Origin of the sequence: Pseudanabaena mucicola FACHB-723, from assembly GCF_014696385.1 — a bacterium.
Classification (GTDB): Bacteria; Cyanobacteriota; Cyanobacteriia; order Pseudanabaenales; family Pseudanabaenaceae; genus Pseudanabaena.
In genome coordinates this window covers 1-12706 of sequence record NZ_JACJQB010000061.1, presented here as the reverse complement: position 1 = coordinate 12706, position 12706 = coordinate 1, and the positions used below count along the sequence as shown (strand labels likewise).

Annotated in this window: 10 protein-coding genes and 1 pseudogene; 3 read left to right on the top strand and 8 right to left on the bottom strand. The window is 41.9% G+C overall.

The window, feature by feature from the left end; genetic code table 11:
• Positions 1-88: 88 nt before the first annotated feature.
• The 7 genes and pseudogenes from H6F41_RS17435 to H6F41_RS17405 form a co-directional block, all read right to left on the bottom strand.
• Positions 89-709, bottom strand: a complete 621-nt coding sequence (locus H6F41_RS17435; protein WP_242023098.1) for an alpha/beta fold hydrolase — start codon at positions 707-709, stop codon at positions 89-91.
• 109 nt (positions 710-818) lie between these two features.
• A complete protein-coding gene (locus tag H6F41_RS17430; protein WP_190404739.1) occupies positions 819-1355 on the bottom strand; it encodes a Dps family protein in 537 nt (178 codons plus the stop codon).
• 191 nt (positions 1356-1546) lie between these two features.
• Positions 1547-2842 carry a glycosyltransferase gene (locus H6F41_RS17425; protein ID WP_190404738.1) on the bottom strand — a complete coding sequence of 432 codons (1296 nt, stop codon included), beginning with the start codon at positions 2840-2842 and terminating at the stop codon, positions 1547-1549.
• A gap of 55 nt (positions 2843-2897) precedes the next feature.
• A pseudogene (locus H6F41_RS19420) lies at positions 2898-3981 on the bottom strand (glycosyltransferase family 4 protein).
• Between the two features lie 175 nt (positions 3982-4156).
• A complete protein-coding gene (locus H6F41_RS17415; RefSeq protein ID WP_190404737.1) occupies positions 4157-5878 on the bottom strand; it encodes an HAD-IIB family hydrolase in 1722 nt (573 codons plus the stop codon).
• A 3-nt stretch (positions 5879-5881) separates the two neighbouring features.
• Positions 5882-7288, bottom strand: coding sequence for a PRC-barrel domain-containing protein (locus tag H6F41_RS17410; protein ID WP_190404736.1), 1407 nt, complete (start codon positions 7286-7288; stop codon positions 5882-5884).
• 34 nt (positions 7289-7322) lie between these two features.
• Positions 7323-7514, bottom strand: a complete 192-nt coding sequence (locus tag H6F41_RS17405; RefSeq protein WP_190404735.1) for a hypothetical protein — start codon at positions 7512-7514, stop codon at positions 7323-7325.
• 317 nt (positions 7515-7831) lie between these two features.
• On the opposite strand from H6F41_RS17405, the gene H6F41_RS17400 reads away from it, so the two are divergent.
• The 3 genes from H6F41_RS17400 to H6F41_RS17390 all read left to right on the top strand — a co-directional run bounded on the left by H6F41_RS17400 (position 7832) and on the right by H6F41_RS17390 (position 12264).
• Positions 7832-9073: an ABC exporter membrane fusion protein gene (locus H6F41_RS17400; protein WP_190404734.1), complete on the top strand. Its 1242-nt coding sequence runs from the start codon at positions 7832-7834 to the stop codon at positions 9071-9073.
• 68 nt (positions 9074-9141) lie between these two features.
• Positions 9142-10527 (top strand): FtsX-like permease family protein, encoded by a 1386-nt coding sequence (locus tag H6F41_RS17395; RefSeq protein WP_190404733.1) that lies wholly within the window; start codon positions 9142-9144, stop codon positions 10525-10527.
• Between the two features lie 150 nt (positions 10528-10677).
• A complete protein-coding gene (locus H6F41_RS17390) occupies positions 10678-12264 on the top strand; it encodes an ATP-binding protein (protein ID WP_190404732.1) in 1587 nt (528 codons plus the stop codon).
• On the opposite strand, the gene H6F41_RS17385 is transcribed toward H6F41_RS17390, so the two are convergent.
• A partial coding sequence (locus tag H6F41_RS17385; RefSeq protein WP_190401965.1) for an IS630 family transposase occupies positions 12261-12706 on the bottom strand: 446 nt, incomplete at its 5' end. The genes H6F41_RS17390 and H6F41_RS17385 overlap by 4 nt on opposite strands.

The window sequence follows — 12706 nt, the reverse complement described above, 5'->3', positions numbered from 1 at the left end:
ATCACTGCCGATAATGCTCTCAATTGGTTCCATCACTGCGGTATCGTTTTTCAGCGCCTTAGGTAAGTTCTTTGTGGTGCTCTTGATCTCAATTTGCTGTAACTAAGCCAATACCTGCCACGCGCGTTCCTAAATGTTGGGGAAATAGACGACAGAATGTTAATAAAATCATGCCTCCCATACTATGTCCAAAGATAAGTGCAGGTTTATCTCCTGCTAAATCTAGGACAGCTTCAAGGTCAGTTGCTAAATTCTTCATACTATAGTCATTATCAGGAACTTGTCCCGATTTTCCTGTCCCCGGCACATCCCAGAGGATTAATCGAAATTCATTTTCTAAAGCTTGTTTGATGTAGTACCAATGCGTACTATTACAACTCCATCCGTGTGTAAAAATGATTGGTGGAGCATCGCGATCGCCAAAGAATTCAACATGAATATCTGTTCCATCGGGTCTCTGAATTTGTTCAACCTCTCTAGAACGCGAAGGTGTTGGTTCATTCTCGGCGGGACTAGCCAGCAGCCATAGAATCACAAAGCGTCCTAATAAGCTAAAAACTAACATGACGATACCTGAGACAAATACAGCGACAACTGTAATCGAACCCAGAAACCAACCAATTACAAAATACAAGCCGAAGCCAAGCAATGCTGTAGAAACTAATCCAAGCAGCAAGATAATTAGGGGTGCTAAGGGAAAAATAGACATATGTTTAATTATTGGGTTGCTCTGGGTTTTCAAGGTAAAGACATAAACCCTAAGTAGAGAGTGGCGGAGCGAAGCTCCGCCACTCTCTACTTAGGGTTTGAAGAGTTTTTTAAACTCCAACAGTTTTTTTATTAGGTTCTGGCTTTGCACCGTTGGATTCAACCCCTTCACCTTCAACAAAAGAACGCAGCATCCATGAAATTTGTTCATGCTGCTCCATCAAACCTGTGAGAAAGTCTGCGGTTCCGTCATCTTTAAACTTGCTGCTACATTGCTCAATATGTTCACGAAGATTGCGGACAACTTGTTCATGATCCGCTAGCAAATGCGATACCATCCCAGTAGCTGTAGGGATTTTACCAGCATCTTCTTTGAGAGAACAGATTTTGAGGAATCCTTCCATTGTGCCGACAGGATAGCCACCGAGCGTTCTAATCCGTTCTGCAATCAAATCGACATTAATCGTAAGAGCTTCATAATGTGCTTGCCATAGTTTATGCAAAGTCATAAATTGGGGGCCAACTACATCCCAATGGTATTTCTTGGTTTTGACTAGTAGCAAATAGCTGTCTGCTAGATCATGATTGAGTAGGTCAATTACGCCTTGACGCTGAGTATCAGTAAGTCCAATGTTGATAGTTTTCATGGTGATTTCTCTTTGAGTTATTTAGGATTAGGGCTTACGCAAAAGAACGAAATGTAATAGCAGTTCAGGAATTACCACTATGGCAAAATGTAGATTTCAATTCGTTTTTGCGTAAGCCCTGATGATGTGGAATTGAAGATTTTCCTTATACTCACACCGAGGGAATATAAGGAACATGCAAATTGATAAACCTACGCCGATCTAGTAATACTTGGCATCTTGTAACTCCAAGCTTGCTCATGCATAATCGATCGCGCTAACACATGACGATAGAGTTCACTCAGTTGAATGGTAACTCCTGCCCAGCTAAAGCGCTGATTCACATTTGCTGATGCTTGCTTCCGCATTTTCCTAACCCATAATTCATCAAACAGAATCCGATGAATACCATTAGCAAAAGCTTCGATATCTCTTGGCTCAACTAATAGCCCTGTTTCTTCAGGAATAATCGTAAATTTCAAGCCACCGACATTAGAGGCAACCACAGGGACACCGCAAGCCATTGCTTCAATCGCCACTAATCCAAATGGTTCATAATGGCTAGGAATCACGCATACATCCGCCGCAGTATAGTAAATTGGTAAAATATCATGCCCAATTCGACCCGCAAAAACTGTAAAATCTTGCAGTCCTAATTCATTAACAATATGTTCAATCCTTTTTCTCTCATCACCATCGGGCATATTTTCGGAACTACCGCCAACAATGATCAGTTTGAGATTTTGGAGATCATGACTTTTGAGTAGGGCAAAGGCTCTTACCAAAGTCTCGATCCCTTTACGTTCATCAAATCTACCGACATAGAGCATAATTTTCTCGCGGCTATCTAGTTTCAATTTAGCGCGAGCATGAGCCTTGGAGGTTAAGCGAAAGTTAGCCGTATCAGTGCCACAGGGAATAACCTCAATTTGACCACGATGGGAAACCAGCGATCGCAAAGTCTCTTGCTCTTGGGGACTAGTTGACACAACACAATTAGCACGTTCTAAAATCTCTCGCTCAACCCTCAAACGAGTATTGGCAATTTGAGGAATTTCTACTAAAGATTGATATTTCACGGCTCCTAAGGAATGATAAGTATGCACCAACTGGATATTACTGGTTTTTCGCAATTCCATTCCTGCCCAAGCTGAGAGCCAGTAATTAGTATGAATTAAGGGATAATTCATACCCTGAGTTCTTTGAAATGCTTGAAATGAATGCACAAACTCTGGCATATGCTCAAACAAGCGATCTCTAGGAATATAAGCCTCCGCACCAGCTTTGAGTCGGATCGTTCGACAGTGGGGTGAATGCTGCACAATCACGTCATCATAAGCATGGACTTTACGTGTAAACATATCTACTTGCCAACCAAGCGCTGCAAGGGTTTCGCCCACATGACGGACATATACATTTTGTCCACCTGCCTCTTCGCATCCCACATCCGCCGCAGGATCAGCATGATCGGAAATGAGCGCGATCGCCTGTCTATTCAAACTCAACATAATATTCCTCTCTTTTTGTATTAAAGAATTGGTGGCGCTTTGCGTCACTAATTCTTTAATGGGTTTGCATTACCAAATCGCGCTTCTGACCGTTTCGAGAATATTTCTCTGCCAAAATCTTTCGATATACTGCTTCATAACCATCTGCCATACGTTTTGCCGTGAAGTTCATCAGGACATGATCTCGACAAGCACGGCGATCTAGCTGATCAACAATTGCGATCGCATCTACACATTCAGCAACAGTCTGGCAGAGAAATCCACTGACCCCATGAGCAATCACCTCAGGTGCAGAGCCTAAATTCATGGCGATCACAGGTGTTCCTGTAACCATTGATTCAATCATTACTAACCCAAATGGTTCTTTCCATGTAATTGGGAAGAGAGTAGCCACGGCTCCACCCATGAGAATACTTTTCTGATGATGATTTGCCTCGCCAAGAAATGTAATTTGCTCGCCATCAATATGGGGTAGAATTTGGCTCTCAAAGTATTCCACATCTACAGCGTCAACTTTTCCAGCCATCTTGAGATGCCATCCAGAACGCTTTGCAATTTCAATGGCTAAGTGTGTTCCTTTTTCGGGCGACATTCGGCCCAAAAAAGCCAGATACGGTGGCTGTTCTGGCTGGGGATAGAAGTTATAAGTTATAAGTATTAGGAGCAATACCGTTATAAACTGTGGATACATAGTTTAAACCTAAATCTGTATCCCTCTGTGAGTTAGAAATACTAATGAATGGTTGATTTCGCACATGGCTAAATAGTTTCTCATTGTCATCTGTAAAAATGCCATGGAGAGTATGAATTGTGGGCGTTTTTACTAAATTTGTGTAGGGTAATGCGACACAACCAACATGGGAATGGATAATGTCGAATTGATCAGCATTCTCATAAACGCGACTCATATTCAACATGTCATAGATATTTGGATCTTTAACACTATTATCTAAGCGTAAGGCTCTAGGATGGACTGATTCTAATTTGGCTGAAGTTGTGGAATCTCCTGAAGCGAATAGAGTAACATCATGACCACGCTTAACTAATTCTTCGGTGAGTAAGCTGACCACAAGTTCAGTACCGCCATAGGCGGGGGGAGGAACCTGCTCCCATAGTGGTGCAATTTGGGCAATTCTCATTATGAATCTCCTGTCTATCACCTCAAAACACAAGCGATTATCACGGCTGTGTTTTAAGGTTGTTATCTTACTAAGAAGACTTTAACTGGGCGCTGTTTGAAATCATGTATACCAAAATTGCTAACCTACTTGATTTGTATAGGAACGCATTGAAACTTGATAGATCGGCAACTGATTAGGCAGGTAAGGTGTAGCGTTTCTCAATGGCTGATTTAATGCGATCGCGACTATCAGTGGGCGAAATATCTACAGTTGTTTCGATCTCACTGACCTCCTTCGCTAAGGATTCATCTTTAATCGAATTTTGGAGCCACTTTGAGTAATCTTGTGAATGTAAATGATGTAACCAAGTGCGATCGTCAACGCCTGCGGCAAGTTGGTTAAACATGATCAGGTTCTGGGCTTTGAGATTTAATTGATCATTCTCACCTCTAAAAAAGAAACAGCGATCATTGCCCAAATTCCCTTCAGCATAATTCCGCATATGCCGTTGACGTTCTTGCACAGGGAGAGTTACTTTAAATTGAAATGGTTGATCTTCAGTTTTGATAAACCAAGCAACCGCCGATCCTGAAGCCAGTTGTGTGGGAAGTGGAGCATTGGGTAGCTGATGTCCTACCGTATTACAGAAATCAGTGAAGGTCTGCATCGGTGACTTAACAGCAATTAATGTATCGATGAGAGACAAAGCTGAAGTTGCGACGTGTTCAGGATGCACTGTGACCATGAGAATGCCATTAACTGACTGTGGCAAAGTTACCGCCGCATCCCAAGATGAGGGAAACATATGATGCACTTCATCAATAACAATCCAATGGGGTCGTCCAGTTCGCACCCGCATTTCCAATAGAGAAGGTAGTAATTGAGCAAGGAATAATGGGCGATCATCAACTTTCACTCCCATTAAATTAACGATTAGGTTTTGTTCTGGCTTACTTAAAACCATTAAAACCTCTGCGGCAGTAGGAATCTGTTGAGCATTGCCCAAGATTACCGTTTGATCAAAACTTTGATAGTCTCCTTCAGGATCAATAATGCAGACCTGATAGCTCTTATTAATAAACCGCTCAATTAATCCTGTCGCTAACGTTGATTTGCCGCCACCAGAGATTCCCGCCAACAAAATATTGCGATTAAGTGGCTGAATATATGCTTCGCGATCGCCATCGAGTGTACCTAATAAGATACGGTGACGATTGGGCAAAATCGAGGATTCGCGGAGATCTTCGGTCAGGTCTAAGGTTAATAATCTCTCAATTAATTCAACTACACCTTCTCCGCGACTCGCTTCCGTCACCCAATCTACTTCATTCTTGACCGATGGTAAAGCATTAGCGACGGCAACAGAGAACTCACATAGTTTTAGAAAAGCTAGATCATTCTCGGCATCACCAACGGCAACGGTGTTACGAACAGATAGACCCATTTTATCAAGCGCTGCGCTTAGCCCTGAAGCTTTGTTAACGCCTGCGGGCAAAATCATTACTGCACCTTTGTTAAAAATGACCTGTAGATCTAATCCCAGTTCTCTAATGGCGGTTAGCACTTCAGTTTCATTGGGTTCCCATGTCGCCACGATCACTTTGCCGACTGATAGAGGATCGATATTACGCGATCGCAAAGCATTGATAAATTTCTCAGGCGGCAAGTCACCGAGTAGTAATTCTTCACGAGTGGTAGGAAAATAGATTACGGCTCCATTTTCAGCCACAACACAATCGAATAGACTAGTCTCAGGAAAGACCGCGATCAGATCTTCGAGTTGTCTGCCTGTCACTAAAATCAGCTTGCGTCCTGATTTTTGGAGGCGCTTAAGAGCATCGAGAGTTTCCCCTGATACCTGTCCATCCTTCGCTAAGGTTCCATCGTAATCTGTGGCTAATATTAGATAATGCATTAATTAATTTAAGGCGGCTTTGCCAGAATCAGGAGCGCGTAAATCGTCTAGAGATAGGTTGGGAGTCTCTGTATAAACTGAGTCCAGTAAGACTTCTAGGACATCAGCATCACGGGAAATGGCGATCGCCTGATGCGTAATCAATTCACCGACATTTAAAATCACCTCATCATTGCGATCGAGAATCACGCGCGTTACAGGTCGCCCCAAAGCGCCTTTAATTCTCTTTTCTTCAATCGCTTGAGTTCCATGTTCTTGCAGATTGCTGGCAGTTTCTTTCACCTGCTCCCATAATCCCTTCGCGCCATCTTTGACCTGTTGCCCGACATTAGAGCCAGTAACCTTGAGGGCATCACCTGTAGTTAATCCAACTGCTTCTAACAAAGCTTGTTCTCGATGATGTTCTTTCGCTCTTTCAATTACCTTTGGAGTTACGATTTGCCCTTCTACCGCCACAACTGAACCTTCATCTGCAAAAATCATCCTACTAACACGCCTACCCTGAGTCTGATCAATGCCAATATTTGCGCCCATGCCTGTTAATGCGTCTGTCAAGTTTTCGCCTAACCGAGTGGTAGCACTTCCTCCAGCGATGTGATATAGCTCATTAGTCATTTTCAGGTTTCGCGCTGCCAAGACATGCGATTGATTAACTACCTGTCCTTCTAAAATTAAAGGTATCCCATCATTAGTCTCTAAAGTTTTTTGAGCAACTTTCCCTAATACAAAAATTTCCTGCTCTTCAGGATCAATGACAGCATTAGTAAAGCTAGTACCTGCAAATGTCGTCGCTTCTTGAAACTTCTCGCCAGTAAATTGAGCTGCTTCTTGAGCTTTCTCACCTGTAAACTGAGCCATTTCTTGCACTTTTCCACTAGCAGTTTGCATCGCTCCTCTAATCCCACCAACTTGCTCTTGCATCAAGTCAGCAGTTTCGGAAGGAACAAAGGCAATATCTTCACCAATTTTAAGGGTGTCAGGGGCAGGTACAAAAGAGCGTCCAGAATAAGCATCGGCAAAAATGCCGCCAGACACTTCGTATCCTTCGATCGCACCACTAGTATCGTCAAAGTAAAGGTCTACCATTGTTCCCAAATCACGACCGTCAATGGTCATAATTCTTGTACCTTTCAAGATATTGTCTCTTTCTAAAATGCTTTGAATTTCAGGGAATTCTTGAGCAGAATCGATCGCATCTCTAGAAGCAACAATCACTGCGTCAGCACCAATCGCCTGAATATTCGTTAAAGGTAGTACCAAAGCATTGCTAAACCAACCACCTTCATCAACAAGAAACCCCAATAACTGATTGCTTTCTTGATCAAAAATCAAGTCTACAATATTCTTGAACTCTTCTCCAGAATCGTAAGCAACTATAGGCTTACCAATCATTCCTTTTCCATCACGCATTACAATATTCTCCTAAATTTGATGAAAATTAATCTTAATTGACAGGTTTACTGGTCTTTACTGGTTGATTAATAGAATCCCGTCTTACTTCAGTCTCTTTCCCAAAATTAGGGATCAAATCAACTACGCCAAAGTATTCTAATGCGATGATTCCTACAGCAGCTATCAACATAGCTAAGCCAGTATATAGAACAGAATTATTTTTCTTCCCCACAAGTCTAGGCATATGTTTCCTCGCAGTTTTTTTGGTTTTCTAGAGAAATAAAAGTTTCCCAGATTTCCACATTGGCGTTATAGTGTTTGACTCAATGAATGATTTGATTTAATTGCTTCATTAAGAAACAAACTGTTACAAACTATTAATCTAACCTAAGCGTAGGATGTCTCAGGTATAGACAAACTGGTATAGCTTGGTAGCATATTGGCTAGTTTTGAAATCTTGCTTGAGTAATATAAATTTGCAACAGAGCGAGTTACAGGGCTTTGTTTCCGGCTTTGGGTTGGGAAATACCACCCTGTGCTTCACTATAGAATAAAGAAAATATGCAGTTGGATGAACAGGCGGAAGAAGTCAGTAATATATCTGAGAGTACAAGTAACTCTTCCAGAAATAAGGCTAGCACTATGAAAAATGCTCTAGAGCCTAAAAGCTCTAATAAATTCTTAATTCCTGCGATCGCAATTGCATTAGCGGTCATGGGTGGTAGTGCTTGGTTTGTGTTTGGTCGTTTTGGCAGCACCCCCACCACAACTGAGCCTGCTAATGTTAGCAACACTACTAAAGAACTAGTAAGGGAAATTAGTGCCTTAGGCCGCCTAGAACCACAGGGAGAGGTCGTCAAAGTTGCTTCACCATCAGCACTGGGGACATCGCGGATCATCAAATTGATGGTTAAAGAAGGAGATATAGTCAAACAGGGACAGGTCATCGCTATTCTCGATAGTTATGACCGTGCGGTTGCCGCCTTACTGCAAGCCCAGAGCCAAGCCCAAGAAAGCGATCGCAATTTGGCTAATGTCAGAGCAGGGGCAAAAAGTGGTGATATCGTTGCTCAGGAAGGAAATGTGCTTGCGGCTGCCGCCAATATTAAATCCTTGGAAGCCAATGCCGCCAGAATTCAAGCGGAACTGGAAATTGCAGGACGTGACTACAATCGATTTCTGGCAGTTTATAAAGAGGGAGCAATCTCGCAGACTGTTCTCGATACCTATCGTTTTAAGGTGGAGACTTTACAAGGGCAGCTTGTGCAGGCTCAGCAGCAAATCCAACAGGCGCAGTTCCAGTTACGACAGTCGCAAGGATTGCTGAGTAGTGTGAGGGAAGTCCGACCCACGGATATTCAACTGGCTGAGGCGAAGTTACAAACAGCTTTGGTCAATGTCAAGAGCGCAGAAGTTGATCTCGATTTAGCACAAGTGCGTGCGCCGATTGATGGGCAGATTCTCAAGATTAATTCTAAAACTGGGGAAGTTGTCAGCCAAACCAATGGCGTGGTCGAAATTGGCAATACCAGTCAGATGTATGTGGTTGCAGAAATATATGAAACTGACATTGGCAAGGTGAAAGTTGGGCAGAAAGCGACGGTGATCAGTGAAGCATTTGAAGGGACAATTACAGGGAAAGTCGATAGCATTGGTCTACGGATTGCCAAAAATGATGTATTGGGAACTGATCCTGCGGCTAAAACCGATGCTCGGATTGTCGAGGTTAAGATCAAGCTAGATGATAGTAGTAAGGTTTCAGGACTTACCAATTTACAAGTTAGAGTCAAGATTGAACCCTAGGAAAGCTCGATCAATCCCATAAATGCCTCATAAAAGTCCCATAAACGACTAATAAATCTACTAAATCTATGATTTTTGCAGTGCCACTTGCTTGGCTACAACTTACCTATGAAAAGAGTCGATTGCTAGTTGCGATCGCAGGAATTACGTTTGCAGTTGTATTGATTTTCATGCAACTGGGTTTTCGTGATGCCCTTTTCACTAGCGCTGTGCGACTGCAAACTAATTTAATTGGTGATTTGGTGATCATTAGCCCCCAATCGACTAACCTCGTCGGGATGCGTAACTTTTCGCAACGTCGTCTTTTTCAAGCCTTGGGTATGAATGGCGTTGAATCGGTCAATTCTATTTATATCGGATTGGCGGCTTGGAAAATTCAAGAAGATCCTGCGGGACAGACTCGCAATATTTTGGTATTGGGAGCCGATCCCGATGCCAAAATATTTAAGATTGCAGGAACTTCATCAAATATTGATCTGGTCAAAACCGAAGATGTCGTTCTTTTTGATCGGGCTTCTCGTCCTGACTTTGGCCCCATCGTTAGCAATTGCGGCGTTTTTGAACTCAGAACCAAATTTACTGACGAAGCTTTTGCTTGCAAAAATTTGGTGACTCGTGAAGTGGCGAACCGAAAACTAACAATTGGGGGGTTATTTGAGTTAGGTACATCCTTTGCCGCCGATGGTTCAATCATCACTAGTAACACTAACTTTCTGAGGATTTTTGATAATCGTAGAGAGGGTTTAATTAATTTAGGTTTGATTAACTTAAAGCCGAATGCTTCACCCTACGCTGTCATGCGCGAATTTGTAATCAACCAAACCGATGAAATGGTTGTGCTACCTCGCGAAAAGCTACAGCCAGACGGTAAGAGAATTAAGATTTTGTATAAAGAAACTGTCGGGGCTGATGGCAAAGTCATTCGCGAAGAGAATAAAGAGAAGGTCATAATTTCTAAGTTTGATTTAACGCTAGAAGATCTGAAGCTAACTCAGGATGCAGCCATCGATGATACGCGGATCATGACCATACAGGGCTACATTGATTTTGAGAAAAATTATTGGCAAAAAAGCACTGCGATCGCATTTATCTTTACCCTTGGTACAATCATGGGTTTTATTGTCGGCATCGTTATTGTTTATCAAATTCTTTACACCGATGTTTCCGATCACCTTGCGGAATATGCCACCCTCAAAGCAATGGGCTATAGCAATTTATATCTAGCCCAAGTCGTCATTCAAGAGGCGATTGTATTAGCAATTTTAGGATTTATTCCCGGTTTAGGAATTTCTTTTGGCATGTATAATCTCACCAAAAATGCGACTTTCTTGCCACTCTATATTTGGGACAAAGCAATTCCTGTGCTGTTGTTAACGATCTTTATGTGTATTATTTCAGGGACAATTTCGTTACGCAAAGTCCAGTCAGCCGACCCTGCCGAGATTTTTGGATAGGCGATCTAGAGTTTCCCCGCCAATGATTAGCGCCGCCCCATGGCGTTAATCATTGGCGGGGCAGGCTGTAGCTATAGAATTGCGATCGCAATTTCGGATAATTTGCAGTTAGACTAGATAAATCTCTAGATTTCCTGCTATGACTAAAATATGCTAGTCAATATCCCGAATCATCAAGTTGTCGAGCAAATCTATGAAAGCACGAACTCTCAGGTCTATCGTGGCATCCGTCAGAGCGACAACTTGCCAGTTATTCTCAAGGCTTTAAATACGGATTTCCCATCATTTCAGGCTCTTGGCAGATACAAACTAGAATACGAAATCACGAAAAATTTAGCATCTAACTTTGTGATCAAAGCCTATGGACTAGAACGTTATAACCATAGATTCTTTCTGATATTAGAAGACTTTGGCGGTATATCTTTAGCAGGGTTATTAAATAACACCAAACTGAATTTAATTGATTTTTTGAAATTAGCAATCCAAATATGTGAAGGCGTTGGCGAAATTCACGCTGCAAACGTCATCCATAAAGATATTAATCCATCAAATATAGTCGTTAATTCCAATACAAAACAATTAAAAATTATTGACTTTGGGATTGCCTCAGCTTTAAGCAAAGAGACCATCTCTTTTAGTCAAAATCAAATACTAGAAGGGACTTTAGAATATATTTCACCTGAACAAACAGGAAGGATGAACCGATCGATTGATTATCGTACTGATATCTATTCGATGGGCATTACCTTCTATCAAATGGTAACGGGACGCTTGCCCTTTATTTGTAATGATCCCCTTGAGTTAATTCATCAACATTTAGCCCTAGAGCCGATTGCACCGCACTTACTTGAGCCACAAATCCCCCTAGCCTTATCACAAATTATCTTAAAACTGATTGCGAAAAATGCGGAAGAAAGATATCAAAGTGCATGGGGAATCAAGGTCGATTTAGAGCAATGTTTGCATTCCTTATTAAATCAGCAAACAATCGAGCTATTTCCTTTAGCGCAGCAGGATATTGCTGATCGCTTCTTGATATCGGAGAAACTGTATGGCAGAGATAGGGAAGTGGAGAATTTAGTCGCCGCTTTTACGCGCATATCAGCATCGCATGATCATGATGTAGAGATGGTATTGGTGTCGGGCTATGCAGGGATCGGCAAATCAAGTTTGGTAAAAGAAATCCATAAATCAATCGCTAGACAACGGGGGCATTTTATTTCTGGCAAATTTGAGCAATATCAGCGTAATATTCCCTATTTGGCAATCATTCAAGCTTTGCAGGAATTGATTAAGCAATTGCTAACGGAGAGTGAGGAGAGTTTAAACAAATGGCGATCGCAAATTATAGAGGCTCTGGGTACACATCATCGGATGATGACGCAATTAATCCCCTCTTTAGAAATCATCATCGGTAAGCAGGGAGAAGATTCCATAGCAGTAGATCCGAGGAACTTACTGGCAAACGAGTCGCAAAATCTTTTTAACCGCGTCTTTCAAAAACTGATTCATGTATTTGCCAAAAAAGAACATCCCCTAGTCATCTTTTTAGATGATTTACAATGGGCAGATCAGGCTTCATTACAACTATTAGAAATTTTAGGAACAACGGCATGTCAATCACTGCTTTTGATTGGCGCATATCGCGACAATGAAGTGAATGCGATACACCCAGTCATGCGAATGATTGAGAAGGTGCAGCAAAAAAATGGCGTAATTGCCCAATTAAGTAGCTAAGCAAAATTAATTACATAAGTTGAACCAAAGTCTCGAAGAACTTTTTCAACATAAGAGACTAAACTTTCCCAAGATTCATATGCATTGAGTTCAATCCACTCATACTTCATGAAACGCCACAAAATTTCAATCAAGTTCAACTGGGGACTATAAGGGGGTAACTGGAAAATCTCAACTTGCTGGTTCTTCCACTGCTCTAATTTCTCTTGAATCAGTTGACTGGTATGAATAGAGGCTTTATCCATAACAATCACTGTTGGCTTGGTAGATTGACGAGCAAAGTCATCGATACAAGCGAGAATGACTGCACTGGTGATACTGCGTTCAAAAACATAAGCAGATAAGTCATTGTTTCGATTCATCAAACCCACGACATTTAACCTCTTACTGCGTTGACTGGGTAAGCTTAAACCCGTCCCTTTCTCTTGCCAAGCATAGGGAA